Source organism: Halobacillus campisalis (assembly GCF_030345335.1).
GTDB lineage: Bacteria > Bacillota > Bacilli > Bacillales > Halobacillaceae > Halobacillus_A > Halobacillus_A campisalis.
Genome location: NZ_JAPVRC010000003.1, coordinates 211,339 through 232,798, shown reverse-complemented (window position 1 = coordinate 232,798; position 21,460 = coordinate 211,339). Strand labels below are relative to the sequence as shown.

General features: G+C 42.9%; 26 protein-coding genes and 1 pseudogene. 17 read left to right on the top strand and 10 right to left on the bottom strand.

What is annotated here, in order from left to right; genetic code table 11:
- Positions 1-201 precede the first annotated feature (201 nt).
- The 4 genes from O2Q26_RS08570 to O2Q26_RS08555 all read left to right on the top strand — a co-directional run bounded on the left by O2Q26_RS08570 (position 202) and on the right by O2Q26_RS08555 (position 4,233).
- Entirely contained in the window at positions 202-951 is a 750-nt protein-coding gene (locus O2Q26_RS08570) for an SDR family NAD(P)-dependent oxidoreductase (protein ID WP_289215522.1), read from the top strand.
- Positions 952-1,318: 367 nt separating this feature from the next.
- A complete protein-coding gene (locus tag O2Q26_RS08565; protein ID WP_289215521.1) occupies positions 1,319-2,086 on the top strand; it encodes a hypothetical protein in 768 nt (255 codons plus the stop codon).
- Positions 2,083-3,384, top strand: coding sequence for a glycosyltransferase family 2 protein (locus O2Q26_RS08560; protein WP_289215520.1), 1,302 nt, complete (start codon positions 2,083-2,085; stop codon positions 3,382-3,384). Before O2Q26_RS08565 ends, O2Q26_RS08560 begins: the two co-directional genes overlap by 4 nt.
- Before the next feature lie 660 nt (positions 3,385-4,044).
- A complete protein-coding gene (locus O2Q26_RS08555) occupies positions 4,045-4,233 on the top strand; it encodes a hypothetical protein (protein WP_289215519.1) in 189 nt (62 codons plus the stop codon).
- Between the two features lie 279 nt (positions 4,234-4,512).
- On the opposite strand, the gene O2Q26_RS08550 is transcribed toward O2Q26_RS08555, so the two are convergent.
- The 6 genes and pseudogenes from O2Q26_RS08550 to O2Q26_RS08530 all read right to left on the bottom strand — a co-directional run bounded on the left by O2Q26_RS08550 (position 4,513) and on the right by O2Q26_RS08530 (position 6,654).
- The gene (locus O2Q26_RS08550) at positions 4,513-5,163 is read right to left on the bottom strand and encodes a YdeI/OmpD-associated family protein (protein WP_289215518.1); all 651 of its coding nucleotides are present in this window, start codon (positions 5,161-5,163) and stop codon (positions 4,513-4,515) included.
- Between the two features lie 80 nt (positions 5,164-5,243).
- Positions 5,244-5,378, bottom strand: a complete 135-nt coding sequence (locus O2Q26_RS08545; protein ID WP_289215517.1) for a hypothetical protein — start codon at positions 5,376-5,378, stop codon at positions 5,244-5,246.
- Positions 5,379-5,413: 35 nt separating this feature from the next.
- Positions 5,414-5,668, bottom strand: coding sequence for a hypothetical protein (locus tag O2Q26_RS08540; RefSeq protein ID WP_289215516.1), 255 nt, complete (start codon positions 5,666-5,668; stop codon positions 5,414-5,416).
- A gap of 64 nt (positions 5,669-5,732) precedes the next feature.
- Positions 5,733-6,035: a hypothetical protein gene (locus tag O2Q26_RS19055; RefSeq protein ID WP_352232229.1), complete on the bottom strand. Its 303-nt coding sequence runs from the start codon at positions 6,033-6,035 to the stop codon at positions 5,733-5,735.
- Positions 6,001-6,273, bottom strand: coding sequence for an ATP-binding cassette domain-containing protein (locus O2Q26_RS19050; protein WP_352232228.1), 273 nt, complete (start codon positions 6,271-6,273; stop codon positions 6,001-6,003). The genes O2Q26_RS19055 and O2Q26_RS19050 overlap by 35 nt, the downstream gene beginning before the upstream one ends.
- 2 nt (positions 6,274-6,275) lie before the next feature.
- Positions 6,276-6,654: pseudogene (locus tag O2Q26_RS08530) on the bottom strand (GntR family transcriptional regulator).
- 212 nt (positions 6,655-6,866) lie between these two features.
- Between O2Q26_RS08530 and O2Q26_RS08525 the strand changes: the two are divergent.
- The 5 genes from O2Q26_RS08525 (at position 6,867) to O2Q26_RS08505 (ending at position 11,267) form a co-directional block, all read left to right on the top strand.
- Positions 6,867-7,244, top strand: a complete 378-nt coding sequence (locus tag O2Q26_RS08525; RefSeq protein WP_289215514.1) for a GntR family transcriptional regulator — start codon at positions 6,867-6,869, stop codon at positions 7,242-7,244.
- The gene (locus tag O2Q26_RS08520; protein WP_289215513.1) at positions 7,237-8,136 is read left to right on the top strand and encodes an ABC transporter ATP-binding protein; all 900 of its coding nucleotides are present in this window, start codon (positions 7,237-7,239) and stop codon (positions 8,134-8,136) included. The genes O2Q26_RS08525 and O2Q26_RS08520 overlap by 8 nt, the downstream gene beginning before the upstream one ends.
- The gene (locus tag O2Q26_RS08515) at positions 8,111-10,099 is read left to right on the top strand and encodes a DUF6449 domain-containing protein (protein ID WP_289215512.1); all 1,989 of its coding nucleotides are present in this window, start codon (positions 8,111-8,113) and stop codon (positions 10,097-10,099) included. Before O2Q26_RS08520 ends, O2Q26_RS08515 begins: the two co-directional genes overlap by 26 nt.
- Positions 10,100-10,108: 9 nt before the next feature.
- Positions 10,109-10,636: an RNA polymerase sigma factor gene (locus O2Q26_RS08510; protein WP_289215511.1), complete on the top strand. Its 528-nt coding sequence runs from the start codon at positions 10,109-10,111 to the stop codon at positions 10,634-10,636.
- 244 nt (positions 10,637-10,880) lie between these two features.
- Positions 10,881-11,267, top strand: a complete 387-nt coding sequence (locus O2Q26_RS08505; RefSeq protein ID WP_289215510.1) for an RDD family protein — start codon at positions 10,881-10,883, stop codon at positions 11,265-11,267.
- On the opposite strand, the gene O2Q26_RS08500 is transcribed toward O2Q26_RS08505, so the two are convergent.
- Entirely contained in the window at positions 11,264-11,998 is a 735-nt protein-coding gene (locus tag O2Q26_RS08500; protein ID WP_289215509.1) for a MerR family transcriptional regulator, read from the bottom strand. The two genes, O2Q26_RS08505 and O2Q26_RS08500, sit on opposite strands and share 4 nt — an antisense overlap.
- A gap of 129 nt (positions 11,999-12,127) precedes the next feature.
- Here O2Q26_RS08500 and O2Q26_RS08495 point away from each other — a divergent pair, with 129 nt between their 5' ends.
- The 6 genes from O2Q26_RS08495 (at position 12,128) to O2Q26_RS08470 (ending at position 14,749) form a co-directional block, all read left to right on the top strand.
- Positions 12,128-12,670, top strand: coding sequence for a hypothetical protein (locus tag O2Q26_RS08495; protein ID WP_289215508.1), 543 nt, complete (start codon positions 12,128-12,130; stop codon positions 12,668-12,670).
- 186 nt (positions 12,671-12,856) lie between these two features.
- Positions 12,857-13,051: a hypothetical protein gene (locus O2Q26_RS08490; protein ID WP_289215507.1), complete on the top strand. Its 195-nt coding sequence runs from the start codon at positions 12,857-12,859 to the stop codon at positions 13,049-13,051.
- A gap of 48 nt (positions 13,052-13,099) precedes the next feature.
- The gene (gene fosB, locus O2Q26_RS08485) at positions 13,100-13,525 is read left to right on the top strand and encodes a metallothiol transferase FosB (RefSeq protein WP_289215715.1); all 426 of its coding nucleotides are present in this window, start codon (positions 13,100-13,102) and stop codon (positions 13,523-13,525) included.
- A 187-nt stretch (positions 13,526-13,712) separates the two neighbouring features.
- Complete coding sequence (locus tag O2Q26_RS08480; RefSeq protein ID WP_289215506.1) at positions 13,713-14,063, top strand: ArsR/SmtB family transcription factor; 351 nt, start codon at positions 13,713-13,715, stop codon at positions 14,061-14,063.
- Between the two features lie 29 nt (positions 14,064-14,092).
- Positions 14,093-14,452, top strand: coding sequence for an arsenite efflux transporter metallochaperone ArsD (arsD, locus tag O2Q26_RS08475; RefSeq protein ID WP_289215505.1), 360 nt, complete (start codon positions 14,093-14,095; stop codon positions 14,450-14,452).
- Positions 14,453-14,476: 24 nt separating this feature from the next.
- Positions 14,477-14,749: an iron-sulfur cluster assembly accessory protein gene (locus O2Q26_RS08470; RefSeq protein WP_289215504.1), complete on the top strand. Its 273-nt coding sequence runs from the start codon at positions 14,477-14,479 to the stop codon at positions 14,747-14,749.
- A gap of 141 nt (positions 14,750-14,890) precedes the next feature.
- Here the strand turns inward: O2Q26_RS08470 and O2Q26_RS08465 are convergent, their stop codons facing one another.
- Together O2Q26_RS08465 and O2Q26_RS08460 are read right to left on the bottom strand one after the other, a co-directional pair.
- On the bottom strand, positions 14,891-16,378 hold the full coding sequence (locus O2Q26_RS08465; protein WP_289215503.1) for a diguanylate cyclase domain-containing protein: 1,488 nt from the start codon (positions 16,376-16,378) through the stop codon (positions 14,891-14,893).
- Positions 16,379-16,475: 97 nt separating this feature from the next.
- The gene (locus tag O2Q26_RS08460; protein WP_289215502.1) at positions 16,476-17,558 is read right to left on the bottom strand and encodes a DNA alkylation repair protein; all 1,083 of its coding nucleotides are present in this window, start codon (positions 17,556-17,558) and stop codon (positions 16,476-16,478) included.
- Between the two features lie 429 nt (positions 17,559-17,987).
- On the opposite strand from O2Q26_RS08460, the gene O2Q26_RS08455 reads away from it, so the two are divergent.
- Complete coding sequence (locus O2Q26_RS08455; protein WP_289215501.1) at positions 17,988-19,907, top strand: endonuclease MutS2; 1,920 nt, start codon at positions 17,988-17,990, stop codon at positions 19,905-19,907.
- A 40-nt stretch (positions 19,908-19,947) separates the two neighbouring features.
- Here O2Q26_RS08455 and O2Q26_RS08450 read toward each other — a convergent pair whose 3' ends face one another.
- On the bottom strand, positions 19,948-20,142 hold the full coding sequence (locus O2Q26_RS08450) for a hypothetical protein (protein WP_289215500.1): 195 nt from the start codon (positions 20,140-20,142) through the stop codon (positions 19,948-19,950).
- A gap of 280 nt (positions 20,143-20,422) precedes the next feature.
- Between O2Q26_RS08450 and O2Q26_RS08445 the strand changes: the two genes are divergently transcribed.
- Positions 20,423-20,845 (top strand): CotD family spore coat protein, encoded by a 423-nt coding sequence (locus O2Q26_RS08445; RefSeq protein WP_289215499.1) that lies wholly within the window; start codon positions 20,423-20,425, stop codon positions 20,843-20,845.
- The last annotated feature ends 615 nt before the right edge of the window (positions 20,846-21,460 follow it).

The window sequence follows — 21,460 nt, the reverse complement described above, 5'->3', positions numbered from 1 at the left end:
ATGATGAGCGCCTCTATTTTTGTTATAGATCAGGTCGGTTTCCACCATGATTCCCTTTGAATAAAGTGTGGATAACAAGGTTGACGGACTTTGGCCGCCTTTATACCATAACCAAGAATTTACCTGTATTACATTTGATTAATTGATTCTTAAATGGGGAAAAAGATACAGGTGAATAAACAGTGGGATAGGAGGATTTTTATGAGCAGTAAAGTTGCCTTGGTTACGGGGAGTTCCAAAGGACTCGGAAAAGTGATTGCACAAAAACTTGCTGAAGCTGGAGTAAAGGTGATCATTAATTACAGTAACAATCAAAGTCGAGCAGAAGCGGTTGTTCGTGATATTCAAGAACACGGAGGAGAAGCCATCGCTATTCAAGCAGACATAACAGATAAAAAGGACGTAGAAAAGCTGGTCACTGTTTCACAGGAGACTTTCCAGCAGCCGATTAATATTCTTATAAATAATGCTACGGGCCCACAGCCAGAGCTTTCGTTGGAAGAAGTAACCTGGGAAGATTACTTGGATCAGCTGCATTTTACAGTGAAAGCTCCGCTATTACTTGTGAAAGAGGTTATCCAATCGATGAAAGAAAACCAATGGGGGCGCATCATTAATATTGGGAGTGAAGTTGTGGAATTAGGTAATAGTGATTTTTCTAATTACGTAACTGCAAAGTCTGCTGTAATTGGAATGACTCGATCCTGGGCAAATGAGCTAGGTAAACATGACATCACCGTAAATGCTGTCCATCCAGGGTTTACTCCGGTTGAACGTCATGGGGAAGTCACAGAAGCGAGCGCAGACAACTATATTAAGGGTCTTCCTTTGAATCGTCTCGGAAAACCGGAAGACATTGCTTACATGGTGCGTTTTTTAGCCAGTGATGAAGCCGAATTTGTAACCGGTCAAAATATTAATGTAAATGGGGGCCATACCTTTGGTGTATGACTTTTGCTTAACAAGCTGCAAAGTTAAGCATTTAAAGTTCTAGCCATAATCAGCCTGATTTTCTACCTGGGAGTTTGGATTCCTAATATAGCCTTCCAAGTCGCTGGTCCATTGTGGATGTTAACATTTATTATAGCTCCCGCTGGAATAGTATTTGATGGATACTTTGTTGATTTCATAACTGGTGGGAAGCCATAAAGATAACAACTGAAACTGATAGAATACTTAAAAAGTGTATGTGCAGACCTGCTTTTTATAAGCAGGTCTTTTTACATTGGATGTGCTCACAGGATGATTTTCCATTTAAAAAACAGAACCGTTCATCCGATAACTATATTATAATGAACAGTAAGAAAAGGGGGATTACATGATTCGCCAAAGAATGAGTATCGCTTTTTTATTGTGGGTCATCAGCTTTTTCATATTGTTTTATTGGACACGAGGGTTACTTCCTGAAGGGACGTTCTTCATACTGCTTGTACCTTCCATCCTTTTCCTTTTATTAAAAGATAAGGTTTCGTATCTGCTGTTGACGATCTTTACGATTGTTTCTTCGCTGGCTTTTCTCTACATGGCCTTTGTGCAAGGTTGGTCTACAGCCGATCAGTGGAGCGGCATAGGCATTCATGGACTGCTGCTTATTCATCTCTGGGCAATGTATACATTTGTTACGTCCATCACGACGCTTTCGGCTATGAACAAAAAGCTGGGACGCCGTATTCTGGAGCTCGAGGAGTATGTGGCTAATACACAGGTGTTATCTAATCGTGAATTTATTAAACAAAAAGAAATGATTAATATCTCCATGGTGAGGAAGCGGGAGAAGGGTTTTCTAATATATGTAGGTCTGGAGGATCTTCCTGGTTATGTGAAGGATACAAGCTTCGTGAAGGTGGCGAATATCATCTATCACAGTTTAAGGAAGCATTTTGATATCGTAGGGAAACATGATGAAGCTACGGTAGTGTTCTTACTGCAGTCTACCAACTCGGCAGGACTGAACGTAGTGAATCAGCGGATCCTGCAGAAGCTGAGTTACATATTTACGGAGGGAGCACTTGATCGTATCAGCTGGGACATAGAGGAGATCGGCTATACAGAAGCGAAAGCTGTTCAAGGAGAGACATCTAGATGAGCAAGGTTATAAGCAGCTTGATTGTTGCAGCCGCTGCCGTTGCCGCAGGTATATATTTTGAACTGTTGTCGATCCGGACTTTGCTTTTGACAACGACCGTGTTGTTTTTACTGCTATTACTGTACTATTCGATTTTGACCATTGCTGGCCTTTATTACCGTACGAAAAAAACGAGGTTCAAAAAGCTCGATCACTATCCGAGCGTTGATATTCTCATCCCTGCGCATAATGAAGGGGTAGTCATCAAAGATACTCTGGACGCTATGGTCAGTATTCAATACCCTGGACCGCTTAATATTTATGTCCTCAACGATAATTCCAAGGATGAAACGGCAATGATTGCAGACCAGTATGACAGCACGTATCGGGAAGTCCATCATATATTAGTCCCCCCTGGAGAGCCGAAAGGTAAATCGCGCGTACTTAATTATGGGCTCGAGATATCTGATGGTGAGTACTTCTGTGTCTATGATGCAGATAATCAGCCAGAACCCAGGGCACTCGTCCAGCTTGTTGAGGCGGCGGTGAATTATAAGGATGCGGCAGGAGCTGTCGGTTACGTTCGCACCGTCAATGAAAGTAAGAACCTGTTGACCCGGATGATTTCAATCGAGTTCCAAGTTTTTCAGCTGCTCATGCAGGCTGGACGCTGGCAGCTGTTCAAAACGGGCTCTTTGACGGGTACCAACATGCTCGTCAAACGCAGTGTGATTGAAGAATTAGGGGGATACGATCCTTATGCTATTGCAGAGGACGCTGAACTGACGTTGAGGATTACCCGGCAAGGCCTATTTCTACCGATCGTTCCCCATTCTGTTACGTGGGAACAGGAGCCTGAAACGATGAATGTATATATCCGCCAGCGCACAAGGTGGCTGCAGGGGAACCTCTATATCGTGGAGCAGACGCTGACTGTGCCTGGCTATTTTAAGGGGAAAATGATGGTTCACTCCATCCACCAGCTGATGGTATACGTCATCTTTTGGTTCTTTCTCGTCCTGTCCTATGCCTGGTTTGTTCTAGGCTTGTTTGATGTTCTGTTTATAACCTACACACTTCCTTTATTATTTGTATGGTATGTGTCTTATCTCGTATACACGACGCAGCTCATGAGCGCCCAGGCTGCGGAACGTTCATTTAACAGCCGGAACATTTTTGTCAGCTTTATCATGTACTTCACGTATGCTCAGTTATTCTCCTATTTGTTTGTCAGAAGCTTGATTTTTTACTTGAAAGCAAAGAAAAACAAACAAGTCATCAGCTGGGACAAGACGTCCCGCTTCAAAAGCAATAAATGAGAAACGCCTGGAAGCTCAGGCGTTTTTTTGCTTGTACGTCCTGTTGCATTCAATGTTGGTTTTTCCTTATCTTAATGACTCGATTTCGAGATGTTCAAGCTGTTTCCGTATTGTTTGAATAGTGTTAGAGTTCCGGGAAATCACTCCCTTTTAGGGTAAGACTCAGTTTTGAGCCATAGTGGGAGTAAGAGGCTGCAGGAAACGATTCGAAACCGCTTCAAGGAAATCAGCCACCTCCATGTATGCATGTGTTCGAAAGACTTGCTATGGAGCGTTTTCCACCTAAAGGAAAGGAATGGCGGAAGCCTTTCCTTATGGGGGGCGTTTATCACCTTCATTCAATGGGGTTGTTGGGAAGCTGCGAGACTCCCGTGGGAGAAGGAGGTAGGCGAGATCCCACAGGGCTGCAAGCCCGAGGAAGCTCGCCAGGTCCCCCACAGGAAAGCGAGTAGCTTCCCAACACCCTCTGACTCTTAGTAGGGTAATGAACCCAGGTTATCTCGTAACCCCCTCTTCCATTATCCTGCCATGTTGTTGAATAACTCACTTATCAATATCAACACCTACTAACTTAGCCTATTAAAAAGGAAAATTTTGTTGGTTTGGTTGATGTTATGTTACGATTCAGGTAATCATTTGAAGCCTGAAGGGGAGGAGCATATGTCGGTTAAAACGAGGTTGATGATTTCCATAGCTGCAGCGATTTTACTAACGATTAATTGTTTCATAGCCTTCAGCCAGGATCAGACCCTTCGGTGGTTATGGTTAGTGGTGGCGTTGTCCAGTCTATTGAACTGTGTCATTTACTATGTAAGATACAAAAATTACGAGCCTTCTTCAAATCAATAAGCAGCCCCATACCACGGAGAGGACAAGATATGTAATGACTGCTTTCCGTGACTCTTTTTTATTTACACCAGCACGGACGGCTTTACCTTAATAGGGGATTTCCAAGCGAGTGATTTCCCAGACCTTCAAGCGCCATTCTTAGAAACGGAAACGTCTCTATGCTGGGTCAATAGACAGCTCCTATGATTTTAACGCGGAAATTAAACGGAGTATTTCATTAAAATCACGTACCGGGAAGTTGATAGAACGATAGAACGAGAAAAATAGCCCATGAGAGGGCTATTTTTTTTGCTGCCGATATAAATCAAGCGTTTTATATCCCTGCGATAAAAGCTCAACCATCTGGTGGAACCGCTTCTCTCGCGTCTTTTCCTGCTTTGCTGAGTAAATATGACGAGCCCAATCCTTTTGGTAGCCCGGGGTCAGCTCGTTATAAAAGTCGAGTTCCTGCGGATGGTCAGCCAGCCAACGTTTGACGTCTGGTATATGTTTCTCATAATCCGCTGCTTTTTGACTGGGAGCGCTGGTTTTATTCGCTTTCTTTTTTTCCCGTTTGAACCCTATGACGGTGAACACGTCGTCCATACTGACGAGCCGGGAAAACTTGATGTCGCTATCTCCCAGGTAGTAGTCTTTACGGATGTTCAACGCGGGAAAAATCTCGTCCCGGTGTATGAATGTGTTGTACCGTTTATTGCCTTTTTTCGGATAAGCCAGAAACAGGTAGCCTTGATCAGTAAGCAATTGTTCCTTGATGACGCGTTCTGTATGAGCTGCCATTTCCTCTATGTTCTCTACGAAAATAAAAATCGCATCATGATCGCTTTGGAGATCATTGGTCTGTTCAGTAAACAAATGATAGTCGGCGGGCTGGTCGATGACTGCCAGGTTATTGTATTGATCGAGCTTCAGCTTATCGACGATTGACATATGGACAATCTCCTTCGTCATTGGATTTATTAGTAAAAATATAACATATTTACTAGCGGGGGAGATCCATATACTTCTGTTTACTTCACTTTAATTTCAATTCTTTTCGTTGCTGCACGGATCATCCATAGAGAAATACCGCAAAGAATTAAAGAACCGATGACAGAGAGATACGTCGGGAATTCTTCCATAGATCCATTCGTGAGAGATTCCAATAAACTACCCAGCTCGAATTCCCAGAGGTTATCTGTTAGTAATACAAGCAAAAGGGCGATGAGAATATAAAGGCAGCCTCCGATCCAGCCAAACCTGTAGAATCCGGCTCCACATCTACGAACAGTTGGTGGATAAAGGAAAGGGTTCCCATAACGAGCATATATATTTTGGATGGCTCGACAGCAAAGCTCAGGAAGTTCTGCTGAAGGACGTCAACATGCGCTAAGAAGATGTGCAGGCCTACATAAATGAAGAGCACAGTCACGATGAACCAGATTGAAGTTTTCATGAGAAACCAGTATGTATCCAATGTTACTTTTCAAGCATTGGTTGTGGTAGACATGCTATTCCCCTCACTTGTTAAATGAATGAATAAATCTTGAAGCGACACGGAGCCGATGTCCAACTCTTTTTCCCTGGCTTCGTGCTTTTTTTCTAAAGGAATGTCTCCATAGACCATAACGGATTTTGTTGTGCCAAGCTGTTGGCTGCTCAGTTTGGTCATCCCGTCTGAACCGGTCAACCTCCTCGGCACCACCTGTGACCGAAGCACCCTGCTCAATCAAATCACCGTACGGTTCATGCAGCAGCAGTCGACCTTTATGAATCATGACGACTTCTTCAAATAAATACTCCATCACTGTAGTCCACGTCATAAATGAAGTTCACTTGAGACATGATTTTTCCGTTTTCAAAAGGTATCTCACCGCCAATTTTCACAACACCTGAAGTCGGTTCGCGGTAGGAAGCTAATAAGGAGAGGAGAGTCGTTTTTCCGGCGCCGTTTCGACCGATCAATCCATAAATCTTCCCAGCTTCAAGGGAGCAGGTTACGTCCTCAAGAGCGGAAGTGCCTTTGAAATTCACGGTTACATTATTTAACTCGATATCCAACATCATGTCTCCTCAAGTCCTTTTATATTTTTCATAAAGGCAGCCAGCTCTTTTTCTGTAATCCCTAATTTGTCGGCTTCCTGCATCATCGGCCATACATATTCGTCTACAAACGCATCTTTCCTCTGCTGAACAAGCTTCTCCTTCGCTCCTTCCGCTACAAACATGCCCACCCCTCTTTTCTTATAAATGATTCCGTCATCTACGAGAAGATTCATCCCTTTCGCTACCGTGACGTGGTTGATTTTATAAAAATTAACCATCTGGGTCGTGGAGGGGACTTGATCCTTCTCTTTAAGCTGATCGTTGACAATTTGGTCTTCTATGCGGTCCTTGATCTTGCAGGAAAATAGGTTTTTTATCATCAAATGGATTCAACAGGAATTTACCGCCTTCCTCTGTGTTATATGGTTATATAGTTATGTATATAGCCATATAACGAAAAGTGTGTACCATCAAGATAGAAATGTGCAGATATGAAAAAAATTACAAAAAGGACTTTTCAAATGGCGAAGGTAAGTCTATACTTAACTGTATTACATATACTAATACGGTTAATACAGATAAAAAAGAGACGGCATGGAGGTGGGTATATGTTTGAACTGGATACTAGAAGTCGGAAGCCGATTTATGAGCAGTTAGTGGAGAAGCTCAAGCAGCTGATCATTAACAATGTCCTGAAAGAGGATGAAAAGCTTCCTTCTGTTCGCGAATTGGCTCAGCAATTGACGATCAACCCGAATACGATTCAAAAAGCGTACAGAGAACTGGAGTCGCTTGGCTACATCTATTCATTGAAGGGAAAAGGGAGCTTCGTTCACCCAATTGAGAAATCAGATAACGTAGAGGAGCTGAACAAAGTGCGGGAAGAATTGAAAAGGTTATTCGCAGAGGCCATCTATCTTGGGATGACAGAAAAGGAGATCGAATCGCTTCTTCATGAAGTCAAAGGAGGTCAGAAGAATGATTGAGGTACAAGACATCGAGAAAACTTTTGAAAAAGAAAAAGTCCTGAATAAGGTTACCTTTCACGTTCAAAAGGGATCGATTTATGGGCTGCTTGGATCGAACGGGGCAGGAAAAACGACGTTAATGCGGATGATTGCGGGAATTATAAGGCAGAAATCAGGGCAGGTTCGTGTAAATGACACCCCTGTTTTCGAAAATGAAGAAGTAAAGCAGCTTATGGTTTTTCTTCCGGATTCCTTATATTTTCTGCCACAGTATACAGTGAAGCAAATGGCGAATTTCTACAAAGACATGTATAACTCCTGGAATGAAGAACGCTATCAGGCGTTAAAAGACGTATTCAATCTAGAAGAGAATAAAAAAGTCAGCCACTTCTCAAAAGGTATGCAGCGCCAGGTAGCTTTCTGGTTAGCAATGTCCTGTATGCCTGACGTACTCATTCTGGACGAACCGTTCGATGGGTTAGACGCGGTGATGCGGAAGAAAGTACGGAGCTTGATTATTCAGGATGTAGCAGATAGGGAAATGACGGTTCTCATCTCTTCACACAATTTAAGAGAAGTCGAGGATATTTGTGATCACGTGGGCATTCTTCATAAAGGGGAGATGATGTTTGAAAGGGATTTAGATGATTTGAAAGCGGATGTACATAAAATTCAAGTCGCTTTCAAGGGAGAGCAAGAATCTATCCTGAACTCTGATCTCGATATTATGCATTACGAAAAAAGAGGGACGGTCCTTCTCATGATCGTGAAAGGGAACGAAGATGAAATTACTGACGCCATCAAACAATACCAACCCGTCATCTTTGATCGGCTTCCTCTTACATTAGAAGAAATTTTTATTTATGAAATGGGAGGTGCCGGTTATGCCATTGAAAACGTCCTCGTTTAAAAAGGAAATTGTAAAGCAGAATTTAAGGAATGTTGGCTGGGTCAGTATCGTTTATTTCATAGGACTGCTGTTTGTTCTGCCTCTTCAATTGGTGATGGCTTTAGGCGGTGAGAATGGGGTGGAATCAGGCAGTGGTGGTTTGTTTTCGATTACTTTCATTTTCCATGTGCAGGCCATATTTTTATTCACTATGCCTGTATTAATGGCAATCTTTATTTTTCGGTATATGCACGTGTCCGCGTCGTCAGATTTCATCCATAGTCTCCCGATTAAGAGAGGAAAACTTTTTAACTACCACGTCGGAGCAGGGGTCCTGCTTTTAGTGGCTCCGATCGTTATCGTCGGGTTAATTCTTTTCGTATTCATGGGGACTGCTGATGTTTCTGCGTTTTACAACCTGGCCGATCTCGGGCGTTGGACCATGTTCATGCTTATCGTCACTTTGCTTGTTTTTATAGCCTGCGTATTTGTGGGGACGTTGACCGGATTATCGGCGGTTCAGGGCGTGTTGACGTATATTTTTCTTCTTTTTCCTATGGGAATAATCGGTTTGATTTATTTCCATCTCAGCTTTTTCATCTATGGATTATCCAGCAGTACATTACTTGATCGATGGGGACAGCAACTATCTCCGATTGTAGATATTGCAGTGTATCACCCTCAGCTTATTGAAAACGGAGAAATTCACATTCCTGTCGACTATCCGGTACTTGGAATTTATATCGTGGTGACAGTCCTGTTGTACTTCCTGTCTGCGTTCATTTACAAAAGGCGTCAGCTTGAAGCGGCGTCTCATCCTATCGCTGTAAATTGGCTGAAGCCTGTATTCAAAATTGGCGTGACGTTTTGTTTGGCCTTATTCTTTGGGTTGTATTTTAGTCAAACGCAAGGAACGTTACCGTGGGTCATTTTTGGGTATGTTCTTGGAGGGATTACCGGCTTTTTCATAGCGACAATGCTGATTGCGAAAACGTGGAGGGTTTTTACTTTTTACCACTTGAAGCGGTTGGGGATGTATAGTGCGACTGTTGCTGCCTTATTAGTGCTTATTCCTTTGGTGTTTATCGGATATGAGAACCAAATCCCGGAACAAGAAGAAGTGGAAAATGTCTATGTAGGCAGCCATTACTACCAGTATGAAGATTATAAGGCCAGTGATGAGGTTGATTTCATTGAGTCGGAGGAAACGATAGAAGCCGTTCGGAATCTGCATGAGCGTATGCTGCAAGAAAGAAGTTCGCTGAATAATAACGGAGAATCCATTTTCATAGCTTATCAATTAAAAAACGGAAACGTCATTCAACGTTCATATGATGTAAACAGAAGCTTAGTAGAAGAAGAATATGAACAAGTGTCACAAACTGATGAATTCAAAGAGATGCAAATGCCTTTTCTAGTTGCAGAAGCCACCAGCATCGACTCCATCTATATCGTCAACCCTCTTAGATTCGAAGTCACTATTTCGGCTTCCAATCAGAAGAGGGAGTTGCTTGAGCATCTAAAGCAGGATATTTACAGCGAATCTTATAGTGAAACGTTTGGATCGAGTGAAATCGATTCATATGGCATGGTTCGAATTGACGGAGGAGAAGAAATTTACTTTCCTTTGAGAAGATCATACGAGAATACGATGGAATGGCTGCAAGCTGAAGACCTTTATGACGAGGTCATTCTAGAGGCTGGTGATATCAATCATTTGGAAGTTTTTAGGAATGGGGGCGCTGCGGATCAGCAGGGTTTTAATGCCTTTCAACAGCTGAAGGATAGCGGAGAGGAGCCGTTAGTCATTGAAGACCCCGGCCAAATCAATCAAGTATTAGAAGCGGGCGATGGCGGTTCCAATGACGCATACTTAGTCGGAGTGTTTCTTCATGAAGAAAATCCGCAAGCTGATATGATAGCAAGTTTCGACGAAGACGAAGCCCCTTCCTTCATAACGGAATCTTTGCAGGATTCGGAGTAGGAGGCATCTATGGATTTAAATTTTGACGACATCTATAAGACATACTACAGCCGCGTGTATTATACGGCGCTCCGTATTTTAAAAGAGCCCGGTTTAGCCGAAGATATCCTGCAGGACACGTTTATGAAAGCCTACGATAAATTAGATGAAATAGGAGATCCAAGCAAAATCGGTGCCTGGCTTACGACCATCGCTTCACGAAAAGCGATTGACTTCCTTAGAAGAAGAAAAAGAATCGTATTCCTGCCTATAGAAGAGTCTCACCTTACGTATGCTGCCCATGCTTCGCTTGATTCGAACGTTGAAAAAGTGCTGGAAGCCATTGTTTTGCAGGAGAGGATCAAACGGATGGTCCATACCTTAACCCCAAAACTCCAAGCGGTCTTTCTTCTCCATTATGAACAGGAGCTGAAAGAGAGTGAAATAGCCAGCCGGCTTCATATTTCGAAAGCAGCGGTGAAATCTCGTCTTCACCGAGCGAGGCTGGCTATAAAGGACAGGATGAGGGAAAAGCCGGAGTTCTATTATTCAGCATAAAAAGATGCAACAGCAAGGGATTAAAGATTTCAAATATGAAAAAACAAGTCACAAGGTTATTCGGCTTATTTTCATTGGTTTAGCTCTTGCGCTTATCACGGCAGGTGTTATTGACTTGATGGGTTTCATCAATAACCCGATGGATTACCGATAAACAGAGGAAGGCTGTAAGTAACAACTCTCATATTTAGTGAGGAGGGGAATACTATGGAATACAAACCGTCCAGGGCAGGATTTAAAAGACGTGCTGCCGCTTATTTCTTGGACTTTTTTTATTATAAGTATCCCGGCAGCGATTATTTTATTTTTCGTGAGCGATGGGTTTTCGTTCGAATTTACTCAAGGCATTTGGTTGAATTTATTTTACACCGTATATTTGACCATTCTTCCTGTACTGTGGGGAGGCTATATTATCGGTAAACGAATCATAAATGTCAGAGTCGTTAAATTGAATCACAAGCGTCTCTCAGTATTCGATATGTTCATTCGGGAATTCATTGGTAAGTTCGTGCTGGGATATGTGAGTCTTGGACTTACAGCCCTCATCAGTGCATGTATGGTAGCTTTCTTAAAGGATCGTCGTGCCATCCATGACTTTTTGGCAGGGACGTATGTTGAGCGGGGACACTAGTTTTTTTCGTAACAAAGAGTTGCTTTCTCCAAAAAATCAAGAACGTCTGAAGGGATCGGGTACAAACCCATCTCTTTGGACGTTTCTTCTGATTTTCTCGCCTCCCAGAACTTCTGCTGTAATTGTTCATCCCCATTGAAAAAATCCTCAGACAGTAACAGGCAGTCCTCCGCCAGCGTAAGCGCCTCTTCGGAATCAGGGGTTAGCTCGCGTTCTATGCAAAACTGAGATCGTTTAATGATATTGATCCATTTCTTTGTAGAAGGGTCTTCCATTTTTGGCAGGTCTTCCTGCAGGATTTTCTGTTCGTCTTCGTTGAAATGATTCTCCCACCTATTGGTGCCTGCCCGTTTATTATTTTCCCTGACGAGAGGCAGCAGCTGATTCCAATCCAAATCTCCTTCAAGCTTCAGGGTATTACTTAATGAATGCGTCTGTTGAAGGGAGTACTGCAAGTCTTGAATTTTATTTTCCAGTTTTTCTTTATGTAAGGTTAGAATTTCTTCAATGGTGAGTTCGTTGATGATTTTTTGTATATCCTCTAATGACATGGATAAAGATTTCAAAAGCAATATTTTTTCGAGTACAACTAATTCCCGGCTGGAGTAGAGTCTTCGGCCGGTTTCTTCTTTTTTTGCCGGGGTGACTAAACCGATCTGATCGTAATAGCGGAGTGTGCGCACAGAAATACCGAGTGTCTGTGATACTTCTCCCGAGGTGAAATATCTCAAATGTAAATCCCTCCTAAAAAAAGTTGTTGAAGGTGACGCTGCGTAACCCTTTATATTGAGAATATCATAAGTTTATTCATTCAGGATGAGAAATGGGAATGCGATATGAGCAAAAGGACGTGAACATGGATGAATGTGATTGGATGGATGATTGTTGCAAGTGAAATCGGGTTCTGGGTCGTCATTGGGTTAGGTTTAGTCACGAGGTATATATTTAAACGAAATAAACTGGGGCTCTTTTTTCTGGCTTTGACTCCGTTGATCGATTTCATCTTATTAGTCACCACGAGTGTAGACTTATTTCGAGGAGCCACCGCCACGACCGCGCATGCCATCGCTGCTGTGTATATCGGCGTTTCGATCGCATTCGGCAAAAGCATGATCGAGTGGGCAGACATTCACTTTCAATATTATATTACGCGGCAGGTAGAGAAGCCGAAGAAGCGGTCAGGTTTGGACTATGCCGTCCATTACTTTAAAGGCTGGGGCCGCCATGTCCTGGCTTACGTCATCGGTGCAGGTTTCCTCGTTTTTCTCATCTATTTTGTGAATGATTCTTCCCGAACCGAGGCTTTAGAAGGAGTTTTGAAGCTTTGGAGTATCGTGTTAGGCATTGATTTCCTTATCGCCATCAGTAACTTCGTCTGGCCTGAGAAAGCGAAGAGTGGGTGAAGCGTAACGCGTTACGCTTCACCCATACAGTGCGCACAATTTGGTTTCCTTTCTGTTGTTTCTTTATGGGATTAATTTTCCTTATTTGCAATCAATCAATATTAAGCCGATTATCCATATAATTGAAACTTTTTCGCTGACTAAGCGTAATAATAAGCACAGAACCTAACCGGGAGGAGACGCCTCATGAGCGAATGGTGGAAAAGCAAAAAGGAAGTCTTGAGAAGGAAGAAGAGGGATGACGGACGCTTCTATATTGTAGATTTCATGATTGAACTCCTGATTTATATTCCAGAGCTGCTGTTTCTCCCGATACGATTGATTATTCTTTTGGGGAGAGCTATATCAAAAGTGATTATTCATATTTTTGACCTGGTTTAATGTTGTATTGAAGCTGATTTTGAAGGACGACTGAGGAGGGGATCGATGATGTTTGTGAAAGGTTTGGACCATCTGCTGTTTTCTGTTTCTGATTTAGATACCTCTGTCCAATTTTACGAGCAAGTATTTGAGGCAAAGCTTTTAGTCAAAGGGAAAACGACTGCTTACTTTGATGTAAACGGCCTCTGGCTTGCTTTGAATGAAGAAAAAGATATTTCGCGAAGCGACATCCATCACTCGTATACTCATACAGCTTTTTCTATAGATGAAGAAGATTACGTTGAGGTATATAAAAGGTTAAGAAAGTTAAATGTACATATTCTTTCAGGGCGTCCAAGAGAGCAAGCGGATAAACGGTCGATTTATTTTACCGATCCGGACGGGCACAAGTTTGAATTTCATACCGGTTCTTTGCAGGATCGAATGGATTACTATAGAAGTGAAAAACGTCATATGGAGTTTTTCGATGAATGAAGGGCTGAGGGGAAGGAATTTAACGCGGGGAGCGCTCTAATCCAGGGGCGATTTTTTTATTGTACCTATATTATCCTAGTGTAAATTTTGTGGATAACCATTGAATTATATAACCAAAGACTTATATAATGAATGGAGAAGAAAATGGTTCATAAATGATAGACCGCTTGTAAACGGAGGGGAAGCCATGACGGCAGTTACAGTGAAACGGGATACCGCTTCAACCGTTCAGTGCATGAAAGCAATGAGCGATCCTACAAGGCTTTTAATCATGAAACTGGTGCAGAAGAAAGCGTACTGTGTATGCCAGTTTGTCGATATGTTTGAAATGAGTCAGCCTGCCATCAGCCAGCATTTACGCAAGTTGAAAATGGCCGGTCTGGTTCGAGAGGAAAGGCGCGGGCAGTGGAGATTTTTCTCCATGAATGATGAATTCGGCGCACGTGATCTCGTCTTATCCATACTTAATCAATTAGATGATGAAGATGAAACTCTACGAGCTATCCAATCGAAGGAGAAAGCTGTTTCGTGTGATTGAGCTGCCACTTTAGTAAAGGAGCGTTTACTATGAAAAAAGTACAAATCTATGATCCGGCAATGTGCTGTCCGACAGGAGTGTGCGGCCCTGGCGTGGACCCTGATTTAACTCGCCTCGCTTCAGTCCTTCATTCCCTTGAGAAGAAAGGATTTGTAGTGGAACGGTACAATCTGGCTAATGAGCCCGGAGCATTTACGGAAAACAAGGTCATAAATGATCTGCTGCATCAGTCAGGAACAGAGGCCTTGCCAGCGGTTCTCGTTGATGGAAATGTTGTGAAAGAAGGAGAGTATCCAACAAATAAAGAATTTGGTGAATGGTTTGAAATAGAGCCTTCTGCTTTGGAAGAGAAGAAGCCGGAAACTCCATTGAATTTTACAAAATTATAAAGATAAGACGGAGGAGAAACGAACATGAACATTACTGAAGAAGCGAAAAACGTATTGACGGAAGCTATGAATGAACAGAAGGCAGAGAATATTCGTTTTTATTTTGCTGGACAAGGGTGCTGCGGACCGCAAATGGGATTGTCTATGGATGCCCCGGAGGAATCCGATCAGGTAGAAACGATTAATGAAATTCAAGTGGCTATGGACTCACGTGTAGTGGATATGGTCAAAGAGGTTACACTCGACCATCAAGACGGCGGTTTAGTATTGGCGGGTTTACCTGAACAGAACTGTTAATTGTATATCCGCGTTGTCGCGCTTTTTAAACCGAAGAGCATTAAGAAACAAAAAACACAGAAAAACGGAGACGTTTTTCTGTGTTTTTTTATGTGATACATAGGAACAACAAACGGACACGAAAAAATCAGGTAAGCTCGATCAACTGCGGGAGGCAGACCATGTCGGCTGAAAAACTCTTACCGTATTACGTCCTTCTTCTTTTGCCTGATAAAGCGCACGGTCGGCCATGTCGATGATGGTCGTGTAATCCGTCTCATCGGTTGGCCTCAGAGTCGCTACCCCCGCACTGATCGTTACAAAAGGCTTGATATCGGAATTAATATGAGGAAGCTCCTCTTGAAGAATTCCTTTACAAAGGGTTTCAGCAACTTCTTTTGCTGCCACTTCGCTTGTTTGCGGGAGAATGATGGCGAACTCTTCACCGCCATATCTTGAGAAGAAGTCCTGCTCTCTCAGAAGAGACGGTACGATCTCAGCAATCGAGCGTAAGCATTCATCACCTTGCAGGTGGCCGTATGTATCGTTGTATACTTTGAATCTATCGAGATCGAATAAGATAAAGGAATAGGGGTGAGCGTGCTGCACTGCGTTCTCCCATTCTTTCATCAGTGCGTAATCAAAGCTTCTTCTATTAGGGATACCTGTCAGTCCATCGAGGTTCGACAGCTTCTTAAGAGACTGATTCATATCCATCAATTCCTGTTCCATCAGCTTCCTCTCTGTAATCTCGCGGGAAGAGTAGATGAAATCGCTGCCTTCACGTAAACCTTTGATTTGATTGAATGTGGCTTCAAGCCAAATATAACCACCGTCTTTATGCTTAAAACGATACTCGATCGTTTTATTGGCAGACCTTTTAAGCACCTTATCTGGAGCTGTGCGCAATTGGTCTTTCGGGTGGAAATAACTAAACGCATTCGTCCCTGTTAATTCAGCTGGCTTATAACCGAGAACGGCTTCACAGGAGGGAGACACGTACTGGATGGTGCCTTTTTTGTCATGAGTCGAAACGACATCGGTGGAGCTCTCAGCAATCAGCTTGTAGTATAAGATGTTTCTTTTATCGATGTTGCTTTTTCTAATATATTCGGTCATATAGTAAGCTGTAAACCCACCGAAAATGGAAGTGGATACAGAGAATAGCAATGTACTTTGAAGCAGGGATGGAGAAGCGATCAGCATACTTAAAGCGAACGAGTTCATAAGGATATAAGAGACGTTCATGACCAGGTATTTGTTGATTTTGTTTATAGGAAGAGTAGAAATATAACCTAACAGCAGACCCATGAAAACGGCAATGGAAGAGGCTAGAATCGAAGCCGTAGTAACTCCATGAATGAGCATACGAGTTGTTGCGATAATTACGCCTGTAATGATGGCAGAGACCGGTCCGCCGACCATGGCAGCGGTGATCGTAGCGATATGTCTGAGGTCAAGGATGACCGTCTCCGTAACCTCAATGGTGCTCAGGATCAACAAAGATCCTAATAGACCGGCACCTAATCCCGCATACACTTTTGAAGAAAGCGGAGGGTTTTGATCCAGCGGGCGGTTCTCAAAAAATTTCCCCGCAATAAAAAGAAGGGCCACAATGATCGCTACGTTATTAAAAAGATCTAAAAACATTTACATCACACTCTCTAAAAAGGAAAAGCTGGTCATTCCATTTTATCATTTTTTTATCGGCAATGAGGGAATATTGTCTAATGCAGCACATTAGCATCTAATGAGGGGGAGAGAGCTCAAAATCCTGACTGACCTTCTCTATGCCGTTCAATATAATCGCCAGTGTGTGTGTCCCTGGATAATGTTTGCGCGTCGTCATATTTCTAAAGGATTGATTTCTTGTGAATGATTTTTCTTCTCCGGTTGTAATTGTCGTATCACTTGCTTGAAAAACTTTACGGTTCCTTTGTCCATTTTTCTTCACATAATCGATAGCATATTCAACTCTCAGCTTCGTATCGGCTTCTGCGGACACTTGAAAAGTAAAAGAAAGACTATCGCCGATCGATATCTTCGATTGATCGAGCGTAAACTGGTGAACATGGAGGGAATCGCTGGAATGATAACCGAACAGCTGTAAAGCCTGGTAGTTTCCTTGCTTTAACAGGGTGCGGCAGGCATGACGCAAGATCCAGTCGGTTTTATCATTGTGACCTTTCCGCTTTTCTAAGATATCGATCACGAGTTCAGGATGAGTTTTCGATACATCATTTAAATGATTGGCTACACTTCTTCTCACATAAAGCGATTCATCTTCCAACAATTTTTCCAGAAGAGGAAGAAGACGTTCGGGATGCTCTTTAAGGTAAGGCACAGTTTGTCCCCATGGAAGACGCGGACGCGAGCCTTCACTTGCTAATCGCCTGACGTGCTCGTTGTCATCTTCTGCCCATAGGAACATTTGGTCAATCGTTTGATTAAGATCTTTGAGTAAAAATGAACGAATAGCAAATTCCGATGTAGAGAACCCTGTTACGTCACGCAGTGCATGCATGGATTCCTCCCAGTCGTCTGTTCCATATTGAGCAATGTAATCCGGGAAGATGATACCCGCCAGGCCTTCGAATTCAGGAGCCGTACGCTTGATGATCGGCAGCGCTTGTATGTAAGGCTGAGGAAGGGTTTCATGCATGGAAGCTGTGATGCGGCCAACACGCTGTTTAAACTCCAGCTGCTCCCAGTCATTAGAATAGACGAGCGTCAGGAATCGTTCCTTATTAAAATCACTGTTCTGCTTAAGAAGATCGTCGGCCAGCCGTTCTAAAAATTCTTTATGATAGATGTCTTTTACTTTGGACATGAAGTTGACCCCCGCTTCTTATTGTATGTGTATCTATCATAATGGAATTACGGTGAAAACAGAAATAGACTGTATTGACATTTTGCGAGTCTTCGCGTATATATAAAGCATACCATTCTGCAAATATGGTATTTAAAAGGAGATTTTTTATGAGTGTGGCTGTTCTTAACTAATACGTAACCGTATAATCCTTGAATGATTCAAAAACACCTGATATTTCAGGTGCTATTTGTGTTGTAATCTTCAAGGGTAGTTAAGAACAGGCATACCCGACAATATGAGGGAAGAGCTATGACGCCTGTCGTGGCTCTTTTTTTATATTTGGAAACTGCAGAATGGTTCAAGTGATGAGCCACAGCAGGAGGAGTATATCCGCCTGCTGTGGCTTTTTTTGTATGCAAAATTTAAATTAAAAAGGGGAATTCAGCATTGAATAAACAAGCGTTAAACAAACTGGGATTTGATCAGGTAGTGGAAGAGATCAGTTCCTATGCCTTTACGAAGAAAGGAAAAGAAACGATACGGGCGCTGGAACCGATGAACGTGCGCCGTCGTATTGAACGATCTTTCCAAGAAATAAAAGAAGCGATTGGCGTGCTTCGATTAAATTCAAGCATTCCGATCTACTCTTTAGAGTCCATTATTCGTTCACTTGAAGAAGGCGAGAAAGGCCGCTATATCAGAGTAGAGGACCTCAGCCGGATGATTGATTTCCTCGATCATTGCCGCAAGCTGAAGCGGTTTATGGATGACAAAGGATATGTAGCACCTACGATTTCAGTGTACGTCGAATCGATGGAAGATATAACGGATCTGGAGGAGGAGCTGCGCCGCTGCTTAAAAAATGGCCAAATTGACGACTATGCATCAAAAACTTTGCTGAAGGTGCGTAAGGATTTACAGCAGGAGCAGACGAAACTAAGAAACAGAGCGCAGGAGATTATGAAAAAACGTTCCTCGATTTTGCAGGAGCAGATGACCGTCGAGAAGAATGGCCGATTGACTCTTCCTGTTAAAAGAGAGCATCGGCAAAAGGTGAAAGGGTCTGTGATCGATCAATCATCTTCAGGAGCTACGCTCTTTATCGAGCCGAAAGAGTTAGAGGAAAGGCAGTACGTGATTGAACAGCTTAAGCTGTCCGAACAGCATGAGGTGGAACAGATTATGTATTATTTAACCGGTCTTGTTCTTGAGCACAAGCCGGCGATCCAGGTGGCCATCGACGTCATGCATCAGTACGATGTCATTTTTGCTAAAGGGAAGTATGCGATGGATAATGATGCCAATGAGCCGCAATTGAATGAAGATCATGTGATTTCTTTAATAGAAGCTCGTCATCCTCAATTAGGAAAGGAGGCCGTGCCGCTGACCATTACGATGAAAGCTGATGACCAGGCGCTGATGATCACCGGTCCGAATACGGGAGGGAAAACCGTCACGTTAAAAACGACAGGTCTGCTTACCATGATGGCCCAGGCAGGGCTGCTTGTTCCTGCAAGCCCTGAGTCGACCGTCATGATTTTTGATGAAATTTTTTGTGACATTGGGGATGGTCAGAGCATTGAAGCTAATTTAAGTACGTTCAGCTCAAGACTCGTCAATATTATTGATATTTTACGGAAGGCAGGTCCAGGAACGCTGGCATTAATTGATGAGATTGGATCAGGCACGGAGCCTAACGAAGGCATGGGACTGGCGCAGGCGATTCTTGAGCAGCTCGTAGAGAAAAAAGCGAAGCTGATGGTGACGACACATTTTACTGAAATGAAAGAGCTTGCGAATAAACGTACGGATTTTATTAACGGTTCCATGTCGTTCGACTTAGAAACATTAAAGCCTACGTATCGGCTGATCATCGGGGAAGCAGGGGAGAGTCAGGCGTTTCAAATCGCTTTGAAGCTTGGCCTGCACCCTTCGATTATTGAACGGGCACATGAAGTGTCCTATCAAGAAACGAAATCGTATGTAATGGATGGCAACGTTTTGAAAAGTAGAGAAATGAAGCAGCAAGTTACAGTACCACGCTATACGAAAAAGAAAGCTGTGAACACAAAAGAAGAAACAGTCGCCGAGTTTAATATGGGAGACAATGTGAAGGTTAAAGCGACAGGAGAAACCGCGATCGTTTATAAAGGACCTGATGAGCATGGCGATTATATCGTTCAGCAAAAAGGGGAAAAGCTGAAGCTGAACCATAAACGTCTGGAGCTCTATATTCCCGCGGCAGAATTATATCCAGCTGACTATGATTTTGATATCATTTTTAAATCGAAGGAGTATCGTAAAGTGACCAAACAACTGGATCGTAAACATGTAGACGGATTGTCGATAGAGGAAGAAGAATTTTAAGTTGTATGAATCAGCCCATTTCCTTAATTAAGGAGATGGGTTATTTGATTTGGGAGAGAAACCAAACAATGATGAAAATGAGCAAAAAAATTCCCACCCCTGCAAGACTGTAGCCATATCCTTTCCATTCAGAAACCTTTTCACCTTTCATTCTTTTGAAGTTGGGATATAAGAGGCCAATTCCCCATAGGGAGAGGGTTCCAATCATCATCAGTACGGCGGCCGCAATCTCCATAATCGTTCACATCCTTTCCCTTTATGTAAACGGTTGGAGGTCTGTCTAAACGCGTATTGGGAAAAATTGTTTCACGTGAAACAATTTAGGTGGAAGGTCTTTACTTTCGTGTACCTGTTTATTTCTCAGGTAAAGAAGCTTAACTAATATAGAAGCATCATGTATTTAGAGTATCAGAGAGTTGTGCAAAAGCTTTTAAAATATGGGTGAATATCCAATCAATAGACGCTTACCCCACATATACAAATATATAGTCCAGATTATAAGGAGGTTTCAAGGAATGTTTGAAAAACAACAATATGACCGGAACAACTCTAATTGGCCGTATGGGCAAAATGATACGATGGTTCAGGGCGTCCAACAAGGTGACGATGATAACGGTCAGCAGCAAGGTCAACAGCAAGGGCCCCAAAATATGGAGGGCGGTTACCCGCAAGTAGCACCTTTTATCCAAAACCCGCCCAGGGTCATGCCTGCTCAGTATGCTCCTGTCCGCCAGCTTCCGCAACGAGTAAACTCAGAGGTGATTATCCCTGTCGTTCATCCAAGTCATACGACTCAGTATAATCACACGCATTATAAATATGTTCATTCTTTCCCGCACACGCAGTCCGTCGTGAATTCTTATTCTTGTGAAGATGTATGTGCTCCTCCATCCCAGGTAATGGGGATGGGAATGGGTAAACACCAGCGTAGATTTTAGTACCCTCCATGAAAATAAATCAGGACGATCTTCTTGTACTTAGTGGTGCAGTGAGGTCGTCTTTATTTTTTTATAGATTCATTTGTCAGGAAAGGAGTGACCGTGTTGAAAGATATGTCAGGGTTGTGGAAGAATTGATTTCGATACATTTAAGGAGTGGATTAGGGCGGCGGGGAATGGCTCGCTTTCCGTGGGAGCGCGGTGAGCTTCCTCGGACGGTTCGTCCTGCGGGATCTCACCAAGCACTCTCTTCCCACAGGAGTCTCCCCATTCCCCGCCGCCCCTCACTGTATGTGCATCTCAAAATCGTTTGAATAATTAATATTAGGGGGAGAAATCATGATCCAATACGAAATTATACATTTAAGCATTTATAACTTTCTATACTTTGAGGTGGTTCTAAGTACCTTCTAGTATAGGGTGGCGGGAATACTTCAAGACTCCAGCTCTTGCGCAACCTTTTCGCCCGAGGTAATGCAGTGTTGACTTATTGTACGAAGTGAAGTCATTAACATAGATGGGAATAACAGTACATGGTGAGGTCCCACAGGGCGTTAGCCCGAGAAAGCACACCGTACCCCCCATGGAAAGCGAGTGATTCCCCGGACCTTCAAG

Excerpts from the sequence above, each read along its gene's own strand:
- O2Q26_RS08445 (WP_289215499.1), top strand. The coding sequence starts at position 20,423 with ATGTTTGAAAAACAACAATATGACCGGAACAACTCTAATTGGCCGTAT.
- O2Q26_RS08560 (WP_289215520.1), top strand. The coding sequence starts at position 2,083 with ATGAGCAAGGTTATAAGCAGCTTGATTGTTGCAGCCGCTGCCGTTGCC.
- O2Q26_RS08520 (WP_289215513.1), top strand. The coding sequence starts at position 7,237 with ATGATTGAGGTACAAGACATCGAGAAAACTTTTGAAAAAGAAAAAGTC.
- O2Q26_RS08550 (WP_289215518.1), bottom strand. The coding sequence starts at position 5,163 with ATGTCAATCGTCGATAAGCTGAAGCTCGATCAATACAATAACCTGGCA.
- O2Q26_RS08495 (WP_289215508.1), top strand. The coding sequence starts at position 12,128 with ATGAATGTGATTGGATGGATGATTGTTGCAAGTGAAATCGGGTTCTGG.
- O2Q26_RS08510 (WP_289215511.1), top strand. The coding sequence starts at position 10,109 with ATGGATTTAAATTTTGACGACATCTATAAGACATACTACAGCCGCGTG.
- O2Q26_RS08525 (WP_289215514.1), top strand. The coding sequence starts at position 6,867 with ATGTTTGAACTGGATACTAGAAGTCGGAAGCCGATTTATGAGCAGTTA.
- O2Q26_RS08490 (WP_289215507.1), top strand. The coding sequence starts at position 12,857 with ATGAGCGAATGGTGGAAAAGCAAAAAGGAAGTCTTGAGAAGGAAGAAG.
- O2Q26_RS08540 (WP_289215516.1), bottom strand. The coding sequence starts at position 5,668 with ATGAAAACTTCAATCTGGTTCATCGTGACTGTGCTCTTCATTTATGTA.
- O2Q26_RS08515 (WP_289215512.1), top strand. The coding sequence starts at position 8,111 with ATGCCATTGAAAACGTCCTCGTTTAAAAAGGAAATTGTAAAGCAGAAT.
- arsD (WP_289215505.1), top strand. The coding sequence starts at position 14,093 with ATGAAAAAAGTACAAATCTATGATCCGGCAATGTGCTGTCCGACAGGA.
- O2Q26_RS08480 (WP_289215506.1), top strand. The coding sequence starts at position 13,713 with ATGACGGCAGTTACAGTGAAACGGGATACCGCTTCAACCGTTCAGTGC.
- O2Q26_RS08555 (WP_289215519.1), top strand. The coding sequence starts at position 4,045 with ATGTCGGTTAAAACGAGGTTGATGATTTCCATAGCTGCAGCGATTTTA.
- O2Q26_RS19055 (WP_352232229.1), bottom strand. The coding sequence starts at position 6,035 with ATGACGTGGACTACAGTGATGGAGTATTTATTTGAAGAAGTCGTCATG.
- O2Q26_RS08565 (WP_289215521.1), top strand. The coding sequence starts at position 1,319 with ATGATTCGCCAAAGAATGAGTATCGCTTTTTTATTGTGGGTCATCAGC.
- O2Q26_RS08450 (WP_289215500.1), bottom strand. The coding sequence starts at position 20,142 with ATGGAGATTGCGGCCGCCGTACTGATGATGATTGGAACCCTCTCCCTA.
- O2Q26_RS08460 (WP_289215502.1), bottom strand. The coding sequence starts at position 17,558 with ATGTCCAAAGTAAAAGACATCTATCATAAAGAATTTTTAGAACGGCTG.
- O2Q26_RS08465 (WP_289215503.1), bottom strand. The coding sequence starts at position 16,378 with ATGTTTTTAGATCTTTTTAATAACGTAGCGATCATTGTGGCCCTTCTT.
- O2Q26_RS08570 (WP_289215522.1), top strand. The coding sequence starts at position 202 with ATGAGCAGTAAAGTTGCCTTGGTTACGGGGAGTTCCAAAGGACTCGGA.
- O2Q26_RS08470 (WP_289215504.1), top strand. The coding sequence starts at position 14,477 with ATGAACATTACTGAAGAAGCGAAAAACGTATTGACGGAAGCTATGAAT.
- fosB (WP_289215715.1), top strand. The coding sequence starts at position 13,100 with ATGTTTGTGAAAGGTTTGGACCATCTGCTGTTTTCTGTTTCTGATTTA.